Consider the following 17,600-nt stretch of genomic DNA (forward strand, 5'->3'; position numbering starts at 1 on the left):
GTACGGCGGCGCGTACGCGACAGCCGGGCGGCGGCCCAAGGCACCGTTGACCTTGCGACCGGAGGAGTGCAGTGGCAGCCAACGACCGGGCATCGGGCCCCGGCAAGGCCGGAGGCGCCTCCGGTGGCTCCGGAGTCGACGGGCTGATGCGCTCCTCGTTGAGCGCCGTCGCGCCCGGCACACCCCTGCGCGACGGCCTCGAGCGCGTCCTTCGCGGCAATACGGGCGGTCTCATCGTGCTCGGCATGGACAAGACCGTCGAGGCGATGTGCACCGGCGGCTTCGTCCTCGACGTGGAGTTCACCGCCACCCGGCTGCGCGAGCTGTGCAAGCTGGACGGTGCGCTGATCCTCGACAAGGACTGCAGCAAGATCGTGCGGGCGGGCGTCCAGCTCTACCCCGACGCCTCGATCCCCACCGAGGAGACCGGCACCCGCCACCGCACCGCGCAGCGCGCCTCCATCCAGTCCGGCTTCCCCGTCATCTCCGTCAGCCAGTCGATGCGGCTGATCGCGCTGTACGTGGGCGGCGAGCGCCGCGTCCTGGAGGAGTCGGGAGCGATCCTCTCCCGCGCCAACCAGGCGCTGGCCACCCTCGAGCGCTACAAGCTCCGCCTCGACGAGGTCGCCGGCACCCTCTCCGCGCTGGAGATCGAGGACCTGGTCACCGTCCGGGACGTCACGGCCGTCTCGCAGCGGCTGGAGCTGGTGCGCCGCATCGCCACGGAGATCGCGGAGTACGTCGTCGAGCTGGGCACCGACGGCCGGCTGCTCTCCCTGCAGCTGGAGGAGCTCATCGCCGGCGTCGAGCCCGAGCGCGAGCTGGTCGTACGGGACTACGTCCCCGAGCCGACCGCCAAGCGCACCCGCACGGTCGCCGAGGCCATGTCCGAGCTGGACTCCCTCAGCCATCCCGAGCTCCTCGAACTGCCCATCGTCGCCCGCGCCCTGGGCTACAGCGGCTCCCCCGAGACGCTGGACTCGGCGGTCTCCCCGCGCGGCTACCGCCTGCTGGCGAAGGTTCCCCGGCTGCCCGGCGCCATCATCGAGCGCCTCGTGGACCACTTCGGCGGGCTGCAGAAGCTGCTCGCCGCCAGCGTGGACGACCTGCAGACGGTCGACGGCGTCGGCGAGGCCCGCGCCCGCTCGGTCCGCGAGGGGCTGTCGCGGCTCGCGGAGTCCTCGATCCTCGAGCGGTACGTCTAAAGGCTGGTCCAAGGCCTGGTCCAAGGGCTCCGGGACGACTTCCCGGATATGGGTGAGGGCCCCGCGGCCGCGGGGCCCTCACCCATATCCGTAGCGCTTCAGGCCTGTCCGTGGCGCTTCATGCCTTCTCGAGGACGAATTCCGTCCGCTCGGTGACGCCCGCGACCTTCACCTCGACCCGGTACCTGCCCGGCGTGACCGCCGCGGCGCCGGACGGCGTCGCGCAGTGCGGGGCGGTGCGCCTGCGGTCCCACTCCAGCGTGCGCTTGGTCTCGCCCGAGCCCGGCACCTCGAAGAGCACGGCGCCGTTTCCGCGCGGGCAGTCGTCGGACGCCCACACGTGCTCCTCGCCCTTGCTGTCGGTGATCTTCAGCAGGGCGGCGGCCGCGCCGAAGTTCACCTTGCAGGCGCTGCTGCCGGAGTTCTCCACGACCAGTTCGAACGTGGGCTTCTCGTCGGGCTTGTAGGAGTCCTTGACCGGACGGATGCTCAGCTTCACGGAGCCCGCCGTGCAGTCGGGCAGGTCGGTGCCCGCCGCGACGGTCCTGCCCTCGCCGGTCACCACCACCCCGGCGCCACCGCCGAAGCCGCCGCCACCGCTCCCGCCGGCCGAGCCGCCGGAACCCGCGCCCGTACCGCCGGAGCCGCCGTTCCCACCGCCCGAACCGGAACCTCCGCCGCTGCCTCCGCTGCCGCCGCTGCCCGAATCACCACGCCCGCCCGGGCGTTGGCTGATGTGCGGACCGGAAGGGGTGGGTCCAGGCGTGATCGTGGTGTCCGTCTGCCCCTTACCGTCAGAGCCCTTGCTCTGCCCGTCCTCGGAGCCGCCGTCACCTCCGAAGGCGAGCAGCCACAACACCACCAGTACGAGAAGGCCGAGCAGGCCAAGCGCAACTGCCCTCCGCCGCCAATAGATGGAGGAGGGAAGCGGCCCGATCGGATTGCGCAGAGATCCCACGCGAAGACTCTACGAGAGATCGGCCGGGGCACCAGCCAGTACCCGCCGTAGGAGTGCCTACTTTTCCCATCATCTGTACGGAAGCGGGACTGTTGACGCCCTTCCGGGGCCGACCGCATACGGAGCGTTGTCGTCGCTTTCGGAGCGTCGCCGTCGCTTTCCGGCCGAATGCGCTTCAGGCCGAATCGGCGTGCGGCCACTCGGTTTTGTGCCCGAAGCCGCGCGCATTGTCGATCAGACGCAGCCAGTCGGGCCGCAGTTGCCACAGCGCGGTGCGCTCCATCGCCGCGCGCAGCCGGTCGTCACGTTCCACATAGGGGAAGCGTGCGCTGTACGCGCGCCAGGCCGCCGCGCGCTCCGCGCCCTCCAGCGGGCGGCAGCGGCCCCGCCCCTGAACACCGGTCAGCTCGGTCCACCGCTGACCGTCGTGCTGTGCGGTGAAGGCGACGCGAGCACCGCCTTCACCGGCACCGGCGCCCGCGGTGAGCGCGCGGCCGTGACGGGTGGTGGCGGAGGTGACGAAGAGAAGGGAGGGGACGGGGCCCTCGTCGACCGCGTAGAGCACGGCGCACGCCTGCGGGCCGTCCTCGTCGGCATAGGCCAGGGTGAGGGTCGTATGCGCCTGGAGGGCGGCCGTGATCTCGGCCGGCGGCGGGGCGGCCTGCGTGTCGGTCATGGATCAAGCCTATGAAGCCGGCCGCCCGCGGGAGCCTGCCGCCCATGGCGGCGGCCCTCCACGGAAGCCGGCCCGAAGACCCGAGGAGAGGCCCTCCGCAGGTCGTCCGCCCGCGGTCGCCCGCAGTCGCCCGCAGTCGCCCGCCCACGGTTGGCGGATCCGGTCACCCGATCGAGGCGTGGTGGGCACAGGCGTATGGCCGAGCCGGGCCCGGCGCGTTTCGTCGCTTCACGCGGGCGTGCCAGGATCGAAGAGTCATGACTTTGATGCCTGCCACTCCGGCTCCGCCGGCCACCACGCCCCAGACGTCCACCCTCCTGCACGCCCCCGTCATCGACTGGTTCCGCGCGCACGCCCGGGACCTGCCCTGGCGCTGGCCCGAGGCCGGGCCGTGGGGGGTGATGGTCAGCGAGTTCATGCTGCAACAGACCCCGGTCAACCGGGTGCTGCCGATGTACGAGCAGTGGCTGGCCCGCTGGCCGCGCCCCGCCGACCTGGCGGCCGAGGCGCCCGGCGAGGCGGTCCGCGCCTGGGGCCGGCTCGGCTATCCGCGCCGCGCGCTGCGGCTGCACGCCGCCGCCTCGGCCATCACCGAGCGGCACGGCGGCGAGGTGCCGAGGGACCACGCCAAGCTGCTGGCCCTGCCGGGCGTCGGCGAGTACACGGCCGCGGCCGTGGCGTCCTTCGCCTACGGACAGCGGCACGCGGTGCTCGACACCAACGTCCGCCGCGTCTTCGCCCGCGCCGTGACCGGCGCCCAGTACCCGCCGAACGCCACCACGGCCGCCGAGCGCCGGCTGGCCCGGGCGCTGCTGCCGGACGACGAGCCGGTGGCCGCCAGCTGGGCCGCGGCGACCATGGAGCTGGGGGCGCTGGTCTGCACGGCCCGTACGCCCTCCTGCGCCCGCTGCCCGATCGCGGACCGGTGCGCGTGGCTGGCCGCCGGCTCCCCGGCCCACGACGGGCCGCCGCGCCGGGGGCAGACGTACGCGGGTACCGACCGGCAGGTGCGCGGCAAGCTGCTGGCCGTGCTGCGCGAGGCGGTGTCGCCCGTTCCGCAGGCGGCGCTGGACGCGGTGTGGCACGAGCCGGTGCAGCGGGCCCGGGCGCTGGACGGGCTCGTGGCGGACGGTCTGGTCGAGCCGCTCCCCGGCGGGATGTACCGGCTGCCGCTCGCGTAACGGCGGTCGCGTAACGCCGGTCTTGTAACGCCGGTCTTGTAACGGCGGTCGGGTAACGGCGGTCGCGTAACGCTCGCCCCCGCGCCGCCGCCCGGTTCGCCACGGCGTGCTGGTGAAGACGCACCGCCCGTCGTCACCACACGCCGCACCAGCCATCACTGGCGTCACAAACCCCTGGTCACAGCCCTGCCCGAATCGGACAGAGCCGCCCTTTCCCCACCCCCCGCTCACAGCTGTTACACAACCTATGGACAGCTGTGCACCAGCCGAAGGGCTCCCGCACATCGCGTCGCAACAGCCCGTCCGTAGCGTCCTACCCGTGCTGGACGACTGCCAGCGTCGCGGGGAACGCAAAGCGGGAATGGAGGCTGTTGAGCATGGCCAGCAGCGGCAAGGTTCTGGACTTCGAAGAGTACGTACGCAACCGTCAGGACGCCCTCCTGCGCAGCGCCCGGCGGCTCGTCCCGGACCCCATCGACGCCCAGGACCTGCTCCAGACCGCCCTCGTCCGCACCTACGGCCGCTGGGAAGGTATAGCGGACAAGTCGCTGGCCGACGCCTACCTGCGCCGCGTCATGATCAACACTCGTACGGAGTGGTGGCGCGCCCGTAAGCTCGACGAGGTGCCCACCGAGCAGCTCCCCGACGCCAGCGTCGAGGACGGCACCGAGCAGCACGCCGACCGTGCCCTGCTGATGGACATCCTCGGCGTCCTGGCACCGAAGCAGCGAAGCGTCGTCGTCCTGCGACACTGGGAGCAGATGAGCACCGAGGAGACCGCGGAGGCGCTCGGCATGTCGACCGGCACGGTCAAGAGCACGCTGCATCGTGCGCTGGCCCGGCTCCGCCAGGAGCTGGAGAGCCGCGACCTGGACTTCCACGCCCTGGAGCGCACCGATCGGGGGCGCGAACGGTGCGCGGCCTGAACGGGTCGGCGGGTTCCCGCCCCGGCAGGGGGCGCAGAGCCACGCCGGCACTGATCACCGGTGGTGCGGTCACCGCGATGGCCGCCACTGCCGGTCTTCTGCTGGCCGGATGCGGTACGAGCAGTGAGGGTGTGCGCAAGGAGGGGCCCGCGCAGACCCAGCCGGCGGCCAAGGCCGCCTCCCCCCGGACGCCCTCGGCGTCCGCGTCGGCCGCCTCGCCCCAGGACAAGGTCGACGCCGTCAAGCTGATCAAGTCCGACCCCAAGGTCGGCGAGCAGGTCAAGAAGAACCTCAAGCCGTGCGTGAAGGACCAGTACCCCGTCGATGTGATCTACGGGCAGCTGACCGGCGGCTCCCGCCCCGACGTCGTGGTGAACGTCCTGACGTGCGGCGATTCCGTCGGCGTCGGTTCCTATGTGTACCGTGCCAAGGGCAACACGTACGAGAATGTGTTCGTGGCCGAGCAGGCGCCCGTCTACGCCGACATCGACCGGCGTGATCTCACGATCACCAAGCAGGTCTACGGCCCGGGCGACGCCGTCTGCTGCGCCTCGGGTGAGGACGTCCTGACCTATCACTGGTCGGACAACACCTTCCGCGAGACCGGCCGCACCCACACCGACTTCGGCAAGGTCGGCAACACCGGCAAGGTGCCGAGCGAAGGAACGGAGGGCTGAGAGCAGCGTGGCCGATACGCATGTCCTCTTCGTCGAGGACGACGACGTCATCCGCGAGGCTACGCAGCTCGCCCTGGAGCGCGACGGCTTCGTCGTCACGGCGGTGCCGGACGGGCTGTCGGGGCTGGAGAGCTTCCGCGCCCGGCGGCCGGACATCGCGCTGCTGGACGTGATGGTTCCGGGACTGGACGGGGTCAGCCTGTGCCGCCGGATCCGTGACGAGTCGACCGTCCCCGTGATCATGCTCTCGGCGCGCGCCGACTCCATCGACGTCGTCCTCGGCCTCGAGGCCGGCGCCGACGACTATGTGACCAAGCCCTTCGACGGCGCCGTGCTCGTCGCCCGGATCCGCGCGGTCCTGCGCCGCTTCGGCCACGCCAGCGGTGCCGTCGGCGGCGGAGCGGCGGACTCCGCCGACGAGACCCTCGAGGGCGGCGTGCTGCGCTTCGGCGACCTGGAGGTCGACACCGAGGGCATGGAGGTCCGCAAGGCCGGCACGCCCGTCGCCCTGACCCCCACCGAGATGCGGCTGCTGCTGGAGTTCTCGTCCGCGCCGGGCACCGTCCTCTCCCGCGACCGGCTCCTGGAGCGGGTCTGGGACTACGGCTGGGGCGGCGACACCCGCGTCGTCGACGTCCACGTGCAGCGCCTGCGCGGAAAGATCGGCCAGGACCGGATCGAGACGGTCCGTGGCTTCGGCTACAAGCTCAGAGGCTGAGCCTCCGGTGGATCGTGGATCGTCCGGTGAACCCCTCGTGAACCCCTCGTGGAACCTCTCGTGGTGAAGCTCGCCCTCCGCAGCGGCCTGCGCTGGAAGGTCAGTCTGGCGATCGCCGCCGTCGGCGCGCTCGTCGCCGTCGCGCTCAGCCTCGTCGTCCACAACGCGGCGCGCGTCTCCATGCTCAACAGCAGCCGCGACCAGATGGACGACCGCGTCCAGATCGCCCAGCGGTACTACGAATCCACCGGCGGCAAGCTGATGCTGCGCGCCAAGGTGGACGACCCCGCGCTGCCCAAGCCGCTGCGCGACGCCGCCGACGTGGGCCTGCGCGCCACCTACCTGCAGGACAACGGCAGCGGGGCCCCCGAGGTATGGGCCTCCACCCCCCTGCGCAACGGCCGGATCCTGTCGATCCACACCCGCTTCAAGGACCGCTACGACATCCTCAACGACCTCGACCGGGCGCTGATCATCGGCTCGGTCTCCGTCGTCCTGGGCGGCTGCGCCCTCGGCATCCTCGTCGGCGGCCAGCTCTCCCGCCGCCTGCGCAAGGCCGCCACCGCCGCCCGCAAGCTCGCCGACGGCGACGACCCGGACGTCCGCGTGCGCGACGCCATCGGCGGCCGGGTGCGCGACGAGACCGACGACCTCGCCCGGGCCGTCGACGGCATGGCCGAGGCGCTGCGCGACCGGCTGGAGGCCGAGCGGCGCGTCACCGCCGACATCGCCCACGAACTGCGCACCCCCGTGACCGGCCTGCTCACGGCCGCCGAGCTGCTGCCGCCGGGCCGGCCCACCGAGCTCGTACGGGACCGGGCCCAGGCCATGCGCACGCTCGTCGAGGACGTGCTCGAGGTCGCCCGGCTGGACGGCTTCGCCGAACGCGCCGAGATGCAGGACATCGAGCTCGGCGAGTTCGTACAGCGCCGGGTGCGGTCCGCGGCCCCCGACGCCAAGGTCACGGTCGTGCGCAACGCCTACGCCTCCACCGACCCGCGCCGCCTGGAGCGGATCCTGGGCAACCTGCTCGCCAACGCCGCCAAGCACGGCAGGGGCCCCGTCGAGGTCTCCGTCGAGGGCCGGGTGCTGCGCGTGCGCGACCACGGCCCCGGCTTCCCCGAGGAACTCCTGCGGGAGGGGCCGAGCCGCTTCCGTACGGGCAGCAAGGACCGGGCCGGCAAGGGCCACGGCCTGGGCCTGACCATCGCCGCCGGCCAGGCCCGCGTCCTGGGCGCCCGCCTGACCTTCCGCAACGCCGACCCGGAGGCGGAGGGGGGCGGCGGCGCGATCGCGGTGCTCTGGCTCCCCGAGTCGTCCCCCACCAGCACGGGCAGCTTCCCGATCATCCAGGTGCCGGACTAGGGCGTGTCCGATGGGTCGGTCACGCCCTAGGGCCTCTCCGCCCGCGGGCGGCCAGCGGGCGCGCGTTGTCAGTGGCATGGGTCACAGTTGAGGGAGTCGCTCCAAGGGGGACTGCCATGACCACCGCCACGACGTACGCGATCCGGGCCGAGGCCCTGGTGAAGCGGTTCAAGGAGACCCAGGCGCTGGCCGGGGTCGACCTGGCCGCGCGCCCCGGCACCGTCCTCGGCCTCCTCGGCCCCAACGGCGCCGGCAAGACCACCGCCGTACGAATCTTCGCCACCCTCCTGCGCCCCGACGCCGGCCGGGCCGAGGTCGCGGGCCACGACGTCGTGCGCGAGCCGGGCCGGGTCCGCGCCGTCGTCGGGCTCACCGGCCAGTACGCGGCCGTCGACGAACAGCTGACCGGCTCCGAGAACCTGCTGCTCATCGGCCGCCTGCTGGGCATGACCCGGTCCGACGCCCGCGCCCGCGCCAGAGAGCTGCTCGAGCGCTTCCACCTCGCCGACGCCGCCGCGCGGGCCGCCAAGACGTACTCCGGCGGCATGCGCCGCCGCCTCGACCTCGCGGCGAGCCTCGTCGGCCGGCCGCGCGTCCTCTTCCTCGACGAGCCGACCACCGGACTCGACCCGCACAGCCGCGGCGAGCTGTGGGACATGCTGCGCGGCCTGGTCGCCGACGGGGTGACCGCGCTGCTCACCACGCAGTATCTGAACGAGGCCGACCGGCTCGCCGACGACATCGTCGTCATCGACCGGGGCAAGGTGATCGCCGAAGGCACCCCGGACCAGCTGAAGTCGCAGGCCGGCGGGCAGGTGCTCCAGCTCAGACCGGTGCACCGGGCCGATCTGGCGACGGCCCACGCCCTGATCACGGAGGCGGCGGGCCCGAAGGCCCGGATCGAGGGCGACGAGATCACCGCACCCGTCAACGACCCGGCGCTGATGCCCTCGGTCGTGCGGCGGCTGGACCAGGCGTCGATCGCGGTCGGCGAGCTGAGCCTGCGCCGCTCCTCCCTGGACGAGGTGTTCCTCGCCCTGACCGGCCACCGCACGGGGCCGGACGGGGAGAGGCCGGAGGGCGGGGGCCCACCGGACGGCGGGAGGCCTGCCGGTGGGGGGCCGGACGGCGGGAGGCCGGACAACGGGAGGCCGGACAGCGGGAGGCCGTCATGACCGCCGCGAGCCGGGCCCCCGCCCCGGTCGTCGCGCCCCGGTTGCGCGGGAGCGGCCGTGTGCGCCCGCTGGACGCCCTGCGGCAGACCGCCACGCTGGCCTGGCGGAGCCTGGTGTCCATCAAGCACAACCCCCTGGAGCTGGTCGACTACAGCATCACGCCGATCATGTTCGTGTTCCTGTTCACCTACGTGTTCGGCGGGCAGATGGCGGGCTCGCCCGAGGAGTACCTGCGGTACGCGCTGGCCGGGGTGATCGTCCAGAACACGCTGTTCATGACCACGTACACCGCGATGTCGCTGAACACCGACCTGACCAAAGGCGTCTTCGACCGGCTGCGGAGCCTGCCCATCGCCCGGTCCGCGCCGCTGTTCGGCCGGATCGCCGCCGACCTCGTCAAACAGCTGTGGGCGATGCTGCTGATGATCGCGCTGGGCGTGGCCCTCGGCTTCCGGATCACCGGCGGCCTGGGCGGCTTCCTGGGTGCCACGCTGATGCTGCTGATCTTCGCCGCCGCCGTCTCCTGGATCGCGGTGCTGATCGGCATGCTGGCGGGCGACGCCGAGAAGGTGCAGGTCTTCGCCTTCGTCCTGATCTTCCCGATCACGTTCACCAGCAGCGCGTTCGTCCGGGTGGAGACCATGCCGGGCTGGCTGCAGGCCTGGGTGCACCTCAACCCCGTCACCCACCTGTCGGACGCCTTCCGGGGGCTGCTGCTCGGCGACGCGTCGAGCAGCTCGGTGCTGTGGACGCTGGCGTGGGCGGTCGGCATCGTGGCGGTGTTCATGCCGCTGGCGATGCGGGCCTACCGCGCCCGGACGTAGCCGGCCCGCGGCGGGCTTCCGGGCGCTCGTACGACGAAGCCGGCGCACCGCGGGTGAGGCGGTGCGCCGGCTCGTGACGCTGTCGGGCCATGCGTGGCCCGTGCAGAGGCGGATCCGGTGGGATCAGAGGTTCTCGCCGTGGGCCTTCAGGAAGCCGACGGGCTCGATGCCGGAGCCGTAGTTCGGGGTGGTGCGGATCTCGAAGTGCAGGTGGGGACCGGACGAGTTGCCGGTGGAGCCGGAGAGACCGATCACCTGGCCGGTGGTCACGGTCTGGCCGACGGACACCTTCACCTGCGAGAGGTGGGCGTACTGCGAATACGTGTTGTCGTCGTGCTTGATCACGATGGCGTTGCCGTACGCCGGACCGTCGCCGCCGCCGTTGGGGCCGGCCTTGACGACCGTACCGCCGTGAACGGCCATGACGGAGGTGCCGGTGCCCACGACGAGGTCCTGGCCGCTGTGCTTGTGGGCCCACATGGAACCGGCCTTACCGAAGGGCTGGCCGATCTGGTAGCCGGCGACGGGGGCGACCCAGCCGTCGGCACGCTTGCGCGAGGCCTCGGCCTGCTTACGGACCTCCTCGGCACGCTTGGCGGCGTCCCGCTTGGCCTGCTCGGCGGCCTGCTTCTCCTTCTCCGCCACCTTCAGCTGGGTGGCGGCCTGCGTGTTCAGCGAGTCGCCCAGGGAGGCGACGGACGCGAACGCGGGGAACCCGCTCACCGTGGCGGTGGTGTCGGCTGCGAGCGCGACCCCGGAACCCAGCGCGACCGAGGCTCCCAGACCGGCTGCCACGACGGCGGCACGGGTACGGAGAACGGCCTTGCTCGAGTTACGGAAAGCGGTGCGCTTCGACATACGGATAAACCTCCAGGCAATAAACAGGTCCCGACTGCGGGCCGGGATCGCCATACCTTGGTAACCAGCGCTTCCCGGTGCTGTCGAGTGGCCCTCTTACTAGCCGACGCCGTAATCGGGGCCGGAATTCAGAGAAGGGCCGACCGCCGTCTCCCCCGGAATTTCGGGGTAATTCCCGAGATCGACTTTTCCGCTATGCGGCGTAGTAGCGCCGAAATGACCTGTGCCCCATATCACCGCGGAGGCCGGTCCGGACCCCGCATTCCGGGCTCGGAGACCCGAGATCGGCGGTACGCTCCGGGCGGCAGATGTGTACGCACCGTGCGGGGGGTCTCGCAGTGAGCAACGGTTTCGAGGACATAGAGCTGGCGGAGGCGGTGCGGGCGATCCGCGACGGCCTGGCGGAGGCGGCGGAGGCCGGGGCCGGGGAGCGGCTGGCGTTCGACGTCGGCGAGATCGCCCTGGAGTTCACGGTGGAGCTCCGCCGGGACGCCAAGGGAACGGGCGGAGTGAAGGCCTGGGTCGTCGATACGGGCACGGAGGCCTCGCGCGGCTCGACCCGCACCCACCGGGTCGCCTTCACCCTCACCCCGAAGGACCGGCACACGGGCGAGGGCTGGAAGGTCGGCAACGACCGGGCGGCGGGACTGTCGGGGTTCAGCCCAGCCGCTGAGCGATGAGGTCGGTGGAGGACCGGCTGGTGGTGGTGCTGGCCGCGCAGCAGGGCAGTGGGGTGTTGCTGACCCCGAACCTGATCCTCACCAGCAGCCACATCTTCGACTTCAGCCGCAGTGCGGTCGCCGAGGCGGCCGCACCCGGCGGCTCCGGCACGGTGAGCTGCGAAGTCCTGTGGGCCGGCCATCCCGACCGCTGCGACGCCGCGCTCCTCCGGGCCCGGCGCGACCTGGTTCCCGCCGACCGCCTGCCGCCGCTGCGCTGGGGCACCCTCGCCGTCGAGCAGCCGGTGGCCGACTGCCAGATCCTCGGCTTCCCGCAGGTTCAGCGGTACCGGGGCGACGAGCTGGAGGCCGCACAGATCGTCGGCACGCTGACGCCTCTGTCCGGGCGGATGCGCGGCAGATACGTACTGCACAGCGACCACCACCCGCCCGGGGCCTACCTGGAGGGATCCCCCTGGGCGGGCCTGTCCGGCGGCCCGCTCTTCGCCGGGTCGGTGCTGCTGGGGATCGCCGCCGAGGACCCCCAGGGCTGGGAACACTCGGCCGTCGACGCCGTGCCCGTCGCGCGCATCCTGGCCGAGGGCCTGTCCGAGGTGCTCGAGCGGTACTGGCCCGACGCCCCGCCCCTCGAGGAACTCAGCAGTCCCGACCCCCGGGACCTTGCCTACGAAGAGCAGTACGCGAAGGCCGTCAAGGCCCGATACAGCCGGATGGAGATCTTCGGGCTCGACGACCTGGGCACGAACGAGAACAGCTGGGACCTGGACACGGCGTATCTGAGCCTGGAGGCGCGGAAGGCAGGCCCGGAGACCTCGCTCCGGCCCGAACGGCGACGCATCGAGGATCTCCTCGGCTCCCGCCCCCGAACCGTCCTGCGGGGCGAGGCCGGCGCGGGCAAGACCACGCTGGTGTGGTGGCTGGCCTCCCATGCCGTCTGCCGCACCATGCCCGAGGAGCTGAGCGCGCTCGACGGCCTGATCCCCTTCGTGATCCCCATGCGCAGCCTCGCCGCCCAGGGCATCACCAACCCCACGCCCGCCCAGCTCCCCACCATCGCCCAGCTGCCGGCGGACGACCCGCCGGCCGGCTGGGCGGGCCGGGTCCTGACAGCGGGCCGCGCGCTCCTGCTGATCGACGGCCTGGACGAGCTGCCCCAGGCCGATCGCGCCCCGGCCCGGCAATGGCTCGCCCAGTTCCTGCGGATGCACCCGGGGACGCGTTGTCTGGTCACGGTGCGACCGCTCGCCGTCGAGCAGTCCTGGCTGGAGTCGGAGGGCTTCGAGGAACTGCAGCTTCTGCCGATGAGCGACGGCGATATCCAGTCATTCGTGACCGCCTGGCACGAGGCCGCCCGCCTGGAGTGCGGCATCTTCTCCGAGGAGCTGCGGGCCGGACAGGAACGCTCCCGCCTGGCCGCCCTCGAGCGCGATCTCTCCCAAGAGTTCCGGCGCAACCCGGGCCTGCGCGACCTGGCCCGTACGCCGCTGCTGTGTGCCGTGATCTGCGCCCTCCACCGCCGCCGCAGCGGTCTGCTGCCGCGCACCCGCTGGCACCTCTACCAGGCCGCCCTGGCGATGCTGCTGGGCAACCGCGATGCCTACCGCCGCGTCGGCGCCCCCGAAGGCATCGACCTAACGGTCGAGGACGGGCAGCAGCTCCTGCAGCACATCGCCGTCTGGCTGGTACGGAACAACCGCACCGAGCTTTCCCACGGCCAGGCGGTGCACCAGCTGAAGTCGGCCATGAATGGCCTACGACAGGTGCGCGAGCAGGGCACAGCGGAACAGGTGCTGACGCATTTGCTCAACCGCAGCGGTCTGCTGCAGGAACGCACGGCGGATTCCATCCAATTCATTCACCGCACCTTCCAGGACTATCTCGCGGCGAAGGAGTTCCAGGACAGCGACAGCCTCGACGAACTGCTGGGCCATGCGCCGGAAGAGCAATGGCAGGACGTCATCCGACTCGTCATCGGGCACTGCGGGAGGAGCGAGGAGCGGCGGGTCATCAAGGCGCTCGTCATGGTGGGTAAGGCCCCGAAGGCGAGTCGGGAGGAAAGGTGGTCGGTACGGACGCTCGCGGCGCAGTGCGCGATGAGCGCGGCATCTCTGGACAACGAGCTGCACGCGGCGGTGTGGGAGGGACTCAGGGAGCTGGGGCCACCACGCAACACGGCAGAGGTCGGCCATCTGTCCTCGCTGGGTCCGGAGGTGCTGGAGATTCTGCCCGGGCCAGAAGAGCTGGACGAGGAAGCCGCCCGACATGTGGTGTGGGTCCTGAGCCCGCTGGGTGATGCGGCGATTCCCCTCATGGCACGTTACGGACAGCATGAGGCGGTCGAGGTCCGCGAGCTCGTCGCTTACGGCTGGCGGAACTCGGATGCGCAGCGGTACGCGGAAGACGTCCTCGCTCCCATTCGGCTCGACGACGTCCGCCTCAGCATCGCGACTGCGGAAGAGCTCTCGCAGCTGCCGCGTCTGGGGGCCGTCAAGACCTTGGCCATCGAAGGCGACCACTCATCGGACACCCTCCGTCACGTGTTTCAAGGCCGTGAGGTCCGCAAGCTGGTCATCACGGGCAACGATGCGCTCTCGGACACGGATTTCCTGCACAGCCATCGGGAAATCGGCTTCCTGTCGGTGTCGGCCTGCCCCCTGTTGCGGGACATTTCTGCGCTGCACCGCTCTAACCTGCGCGAGCTGCACCTCGATGTGTCCGAACTCCCGCCGGAGTGCCTGGCGACCCTCGAGCTGCCGAATCTCTCGTATCTCGGCCTGCGCGGTGTCCCGGACGCGGTGGGCGGTGGCAGACTGCCACCCCCCTTCAGTAGCGTCACCGAGCTGGTGATCAGCGACAGCGACCCCATATCGCTCCAGGGCATCGAAGGCTGGGAAAGCCTTCGCCGCCTGGTTCTTCTGGACTGCCTGGCCTCCCCCGAGGAGCTCAAGCACCTCGCGGGCCTCCCGCAGCTTTCTTCCCTCATGCTCGAGGGCCCCCTCGACGGTCTCCTGAAGCTGGAGGCACTGCCCCAAATAACCGAGCTGGAGCTCGGCCTCACCGAGACCTTCACCGTGGAGGGGAAAATCCTCGAGGCCTTCCCCGCCCTGCACACCCTCTATGTCGAGCGAGTCGGCTCAGGCACCACCGTCGTCGACTTCACGGACGTGGAAGAACTGCCCGGGCACGGACTCGAGCTCTCCAGCCCCACCTGGCAAAAGCTGACAGTTCTGGGTGCAGACCACTTCGGTGATCGCCTCACCATCGGGCACAGGGATGATTACGACTGACCGCCCGCGCAAAACGAAACCGGCCCCGGAACCGTGTCTCCACGGTTCCGGGGCCGGCCCACTCACTTATTCGTTACGCGTCCTTCGACAGGTTGGGCCCGGCCCCGCCCGTCGTGGACTCCACCGGCGGGGTGTCGGGGAGTGCCGACTTCTCCTCGCCGCGGAAGGTGAACTTCTTCTCCTCGCCTTCGCCCTCCGTGCCGACGACCACGATGTGGCCCGGACGGAGCTCGCCGAAGAGGATCTTCTCGGAGAGGATGTCCTCGATCTCGCGCTGGATGGTGCGGCGCAGCGGGCGGGCGCCCAGGATCGGGTCGTAGCCCTTCTTCGCCAGGAGCAGCTTCGCGTCCGCGCTGAGCTCGATGCCCATGTCGCGGTCCTTGAGGCGCTCGTCCACCTTGGCGATCATCAGGTCGACGATCTGGATGATGTCTTCCTCGGACAGCTGGTGGAAGACGACCGTGTCGTCGACGCGGTTGAGGAACTCGGGCCGGAAGTGCTGCTTGAGCTCTTCGTTGACCTTGGCCTTCATCCGCTCGTACCCGGTCTTGACGTCGCCCTGGGCGGCGAAGCCCAGGTTGAAGCCCTTGGAGATGTCCCGGGTGCCGAGGTTCGTCGTCATGATGATGACGGTGTTCTTGAAGTCGACGACGCGGCCCTGGGAGTCGGTCAGGCGACCGTCCTCCAGGATCTGCAGCAGCGAGTTGAAGATGTCCGGGTGGGCCTTCTCGACCTCGTCGAAGAGGACCACGGAGAACGGCTTGCGGCGCACCTTCTCGGTGAGCTGGCCGCCCTCTTCGTAACCGACGTATCCGGGCGGGGAGCCGAAGAGGCGGGAGACGGTGTGCTTCTCGCTGAACTCCGACATGTCGAGGGAGATCAGCGCGTCCTCGTCGCCGAAGAGGAATTCGGCGAGCGTCTTGGACAGCTCCGTCTTACCGACACCGGACGGGCCGGCGAAGATGAACGATCCGCCGGGGCGCTTGGGGTCCTTCAGGCCCGCACGGGTGCGTCGGATGGCCTGGGAGAGCGCCTTGATGGCGTCCTTCTGGCCGATGACGCGCTTGTGCAGCTCGTCCTCCATGCGCAGCAGGCGGGAGGACTCCTCCTCCGTGAGCTTGAAGACCGGGATGCCCGTGGCCGTGGCCAGGACCTCGGCGATCAGCTCGCCGTCGACCTCGGCGACGACGTCCATGTCGCCGGCCTTCCACTCCTTCTCCCGCTTGGCCTTGGCGGCCAGGAGCTGCTTCTCCTTGTCGCGGAGGGAGGCGGCCTTCTCGAAGTCCTGCGAGTCGATCGCGGACTCCTTCTCCCGGCGCACGTCGGCGATCTTCTCGTCGAACTCGCGGAGGTCCGGCGGCGCGGTCATCCGGCGGATGCGCATCCGGGAGCCGGCCTCGTCGATCAGGTCGATCGCCTTGTCCGGCAGGAAGCGGTCGGAGATGTAGCGGTCGGCGAGGGTGGCGGCCTGGACCAGCGCCTCGTCCGTGATGGAGACGCGGTGGTGGGCCTCGTAGCGGTCGCGCAGACCCTTGAGGATCTCGATGGTGTGGGGCAGCGACGGCTCGGCGACCTGGATGGGCTGGAAGCGGCGCTCGAGGGCGGCGTCCTTCTCCAGGTGCTTGCGGTACTCGTCGAGCGTGGTGGCGCCGATCGTCTGCAGCTCGCCTCGCGCCAGCATGGGCTTGAGGATCGAGGCGGCGTCGATGGCGCCCTCGGCGGCACCCGCACCGACCAGCGTGTGGAGCTCGTCGATGAACAGGATGATGTCGCCGCGGGTGCGGATCTCCTTGAGGACCTTCTTCAGGCGCTCCTCGAAGTCACCGCGGTAGCGGGAGCCGGCGACCAGGGCGCCGAGGTCGAGGGTGTAGAGGTGCTTGTCCTTGAGGGTCTCGGGCACCTCGCCCTTGACGATGGCCTGGGCCAGGCCCTCGACGACGGCGGTCTTGCCGACGCCGGGCTCGCCGATGAGAACGGGGTTGTTCTTCGTACGGCGGGAGAGCACCTGCATGACCCGCTCGATCTCCTTCTCGCGCCCGATGACCGGGTCGAGCTTGGATTCGCGGGCTGCCTGCGTCAGGTTGCGGCCGAACTGGTCCAGGACGAGCGAGGTCGAGGGGGTGCCCTCGGCCGGGCCGCCGGCGGTGGCGGCCTCCTTGCCCTGGTAGCCGGAGAGCAGCTGGATGACCTGCTGCCGGACCCGGTTCAGGTCGGCGCCCAGCTTCACGAGGACCTGGGCGGCGACGCCCTCGCCCTCACGGATCAGGCCGAGCAGGATGTGCTCGGTGCCGATGTAGTTGTGGCCGAGCTGGAGGGCCTCGCGGAGCGACAGCTCCAGGACCTTCTTGGCACGGGGAGTGAAGGGGATGTGCCCGGACGGGGCCTGCTGGCCCTGGCCGATGATCTCCTCCACCTGCTGGCGGACCGCCTCGAGCGAAATCCCGAGGCTCTCCAGGGCCTTAGCGGCGACACCCTCACCCTCGTGGATCAGGCCCAGGAGGATGTGCTCGGTGCCGATGTAGTTGTGGTTGAGCATCCGGGCTTCTTCCTGAGCCAGGACGACAACCCGCCGCGCACGGTCGGTGAACCTCTCGAACATCGTTAATCGCTCCTCAGAGCGGTCAGGCAGTTAGGGGTCGGTCCCCTCCCTGTCCTTCCGCATGCTAGTCCCGCTGGGCGGGACAGCTCATTCCAACTGCCGACACCCGTCCGGATCACCCCCGCGCCGGCGGGGAAACCTGCTGCCGAACAGCCGACATCTCCTCCAACCCGATGGTGGGAGACGATGTTCCCGCAGGCCAGGCATATACGCCCACCACCACTACGCCCATGGCGAACGCCCGGCCGGGCCGACACGCCCGTCCATGGCCCCGCCGCCACCCCTGATGACGCGGTCCGGGCCCCGTTGTACAGCCTCTTCCCACGGGGAATGTCTTACCCGTGGGGACTGACACTCCATGCGGCGCGGGGCTTTTCCATCCGCTACGGGCGAACACCCTCGCACCATCCGGAGCGCCTGTGCGCCCCTGCCCTCTTATACGGAGCGTGCCCAACTATCCACCCAGCGTAA

General features: G+C 70.8%; 14 protein-coding genes. 10 read left to right on the top strand and 4 right to left on the bottom strand.

Features of this window, described 5'->3' with window-relative positions; translation table 11 throughout:
• Nucleotides 1–71: 71 nt before the first annotated feature.
• Nucleotides 72–1,205: a DNA integrity scanning diadenylate cyclase DisA gene (gene disA / locus AB4K12_RS13525; RefSeq protein ID WP_362255444.1), complete on the top strand. Its 1,134-nt coding sequence runs from the start codon at nucleotides 72–74 to the stop codon at nucleotides 1,203–1,205.
• Between the two features lie 118 nt (nucleotides 1,206–1,323).
• Here the strand turns inward: disA and AB4K12_RS13530 are convergent, their stop codons facing one another.
• Both AB4K12_RS13530 and AB4K12_RS13535 read right to left on the bottom strand, forming a co-directional pair.
• Nucleotides 1,324–2,163, bottom strand: coding sequence for a hypothetical protein (locus tag AB4K12_RS13530; protein ID WP_368434474.1), 840 nt, complete (start codon nucleotides 2,161–2,163; stop codon nucleotides 1,324–1,326).
• Between the two features lie 175 nt (nucleotides 2,164–2,338).
• Nucleotides 2,339–2,839 carry a pyridoxamine 5'-phosphate oxidase family protein gene (locus AB4K12_RS13535; RefSeq protein WP_368434475.1) on the bottom strand — a complete coding sequence of 167 codons (501 nt, stop codon included), beginning with the start codon at nucleotides 2,837–2,839 and terminating at the stop codon, nucleotides 2,339–2,341.
• A 257-nt stretch (nucleotides 2,840–3,096) separates the two neighbouring features.
• On the opposite strand from AB4K12_RS13535, the gene AB4K12_RS13540 reads away from it, so the two are divergent.
• From AB4K12_RS13540 to AB4K12_RS13570, 7 genes are all read left to right on the top strand, one after another.
• A complete protein-coding gene (locus tag AB4K12_RS13540) occupies nucleotides 3,097–4,020 on the top strand; it encodes an A/G-specific adenine glycosylase (protein ID WP_368434476.1) in 924 nt (307 codons plus the stop codon).
• A 377-nt stretch (nucleotides 4,021–4,397) separates the two neighbouring features.
• On the top strand, nucleotides 4,398–4,946 hold the full coding sequence (locus AB4K12_RS13545) for a SigE family RNA polymerase sigma factor (protein WP_086566376.1): 549 nt from the start codon (nucleotides 4,398–4,400) through the stop codon (nucleotides 4,944–4,946).
• A gap of 77 nt (nucleotides 4,947–5,023) precedes the next feature.
• Nucleotides 5,024–5,623, top strand: coding sequence for a hypothetical protein (locus AB4K12_RS13550; protein ID WP_242645474.1), 600 nt, complete (start codon nucleotides 5,024–5,026; stop codon nucleotides 5,621–5,623).
• 7 nt (nucleotides 5,624–5,630) lie between these two features.
• A complete protein-coding gene (cseB, locus tag AB4K12_RS13555) occupies nucleotides 5,631–6,341 on the top strand; it encodes a two-component system response regulator CseB (protein WP_368434477.1) in 711 nt (236 codons plus the stop codon).
• Nucleotides 6,342–6,401: 60 nt separating this feature from the next.
• Nucleotides 6,402–7,706 (top strand): two-component system sensor histidine kinase CseC, encoded by a 1,305-nt coding sequence (gene cseC / locus AB4K12_RS13560; protein ID WP_368434478.1) that lies wholly within the window; start codon nucleotides 6,402–6,404, stop codon nucleotides 7,704–7,706.
• Nucleotides 7,707–7,822: 116 nt separating this feature from the next.
• A complete protein-coding gene (locus AB4K12_RS13565; protein WP_368434479.1) occupies nucleotides 7,823–8,881 on the top strand; it encodes an ATP-binding cassette domain-containing protein in 1,059 nt (352 codons plus the stop codon).
• Complete coding sequence (locus tag AB4K12_RS13570) at nucleotides 8,878–9,705, top strand: ABC transporter permease (protein WP_368434480.1); 828 nt, start codon at nucleotides 8,878–8,880, stop codon at nucleotides 9,703–9,705. Before AB4K12_RS13565 ends, AB4K12_RS13570 begins: the two co-directional genes overlap by 4 nt.
• A gap of 123 nt (nucleotides 9,706–9,828) precedes the next feature.
• Here the strand turns inward: AB4K12_RS13570 and AB4K12_RS13575 are convergent, their stop codons facing one another.
• Nucleotides 9,829–10,563, bottom strand: coding sequence for a M23 family metallopeptidase (locus tag AB4K12_RS13575; RefSeq protein ID WP_368434481.1), 735 nt, complete (start codon nucleotides 10,561–10,563; stop codon nucleotides 9,829–9,831).
• Nucleotides 10,564–10,901: 338 nt separating this feature from the next.
• Here AB4K12_RS13575 and AB4K12_RS13580 point away from each other — a divergent pair, with 338 nt between their 5' ends.
• Together AB4K12_RS13580 and AB4K12_RS13585 are read left to right on the top strand one after the other, a co-directional pair.
• The gene (locus AB4K12_RS13580; protein ID WP_368434482.1) at nucleotides 10,902–11,243 is read left to right on the top strand and encodes a trypco2 family protein; all 342 of its coding nucleotides are present in this window, start codon (nucleotides 10,902–10,904) and stop codon (nucleotides 11,241–11,243) included.
• Nucleotides 11,240–14,530 (top strand): NACHT domain-containing protein, encoded by a 3,291-nt coding sequence (locus AB4K12_RS13585; RefSeq protein WP_368434483.1) that lies wholly within the window; start codon nucleotides 11,240–11,242, stop codon nucleotides 14,528–14,530. Before AB4K12_RS13580 ends, AB4K12_RS13585 begins: the two co-directional genes overlap by 4 nt.
• A gap of 73 nt (nucleotides 14,531–14,603) precedes the next feature.
• Here AB4K12_RS13585 and AB4K12_RS13590 read toward each other — a convergent pair whose 3' ends face one another.
• Nucleotides 14,604–17,129, bottom strand: coding sequence for an ATP-dependent Clp protease ATP-binding subunit (locus AB4K12_RS13590; RefSeq protein ID WP_086572809.1), 2,526 nt, complete (start codon nucleotides 17,127–17,129; stop codon nucleotides 14,604–14,606).
• Nucleotides 17,130–17,600 lie beyond the last annotated feature (471 nt).

Origin of the sequence: Streptomyces sp. C36 (assembly GCF_040932295.1) — a bacterium.
Taxonomy (GTDB): Bacteria; Actinomycetota; Actinomycetes; order Streptomycetales; family Streptomycetaceae; genus Streptomyces; species Streptomyces triculaminicus.

Coding starts and splice junctions, on each gene's coding strand:
- AB4K12_RS13535 (WP_368434475.1), bottom strand. CDS start 2,839: ATGACCGACACGCAGGCCGCCCCGCCGCCGGCCGAGATCACGGCCGCC.
- AB4K12_RS13540 (WP_368434476.1), top strand. CDS start 3,097: ATGACTTTGATGCCTGCCACTCCGGCTCCGCCGGCCACCACGCCCCAG.
- AB4K12_RS13545 (WP_086566376.1), top strand. CDS start 4,398: ATGGCCAGCAGCGGCAAGGTTCTGGACTTCGAAGAGTACGTACGCAAC.
- AB4K12_RS13550 (WP_242645474.1), top strand. CDS start 5,024: ATGGCCGCCACTGCCGGTCTTCTGCTGGCCGGATGCGGTACGAGCAGT.
- AB4K12_RS13565 (WP_368434479.1), top strand. CDS start 7,823: ATGACCACCGCCACGACGTACGCGATCCGGGCCGAGGCCCTGGTGAAG.
- AB4K12_RS13570 (WP_368434480.1), top strand. CDS start 8,878: ATGACCGCCGCGAGCCGGGCCCCCGCCCCGGTCGTCGCGCCCCGGTTG.
- AB4K12_RS13575 (WP_368434481.1), bottom strand. CDS start 10,563: ATGTCGAAGCGCACCGCTTTCCGTAACTCGAGCAAGGCCGTTCTCCGT.
- AB4K12_RS13585 (WP_368434483.1), top strand. CDS start 11,240: ATGAGGTCGGTGGAGGACCGGCTGGTGGTGGTGCTGGCCGCGCAGCAG.
- AB4K12_RS13590 (WP_086572809.1), bottom strand. CDS start 17,129: ATGTTCGAGAGGTTCACCGACCGTGCGCGGCGGGTTGTCGTCCTGGCT.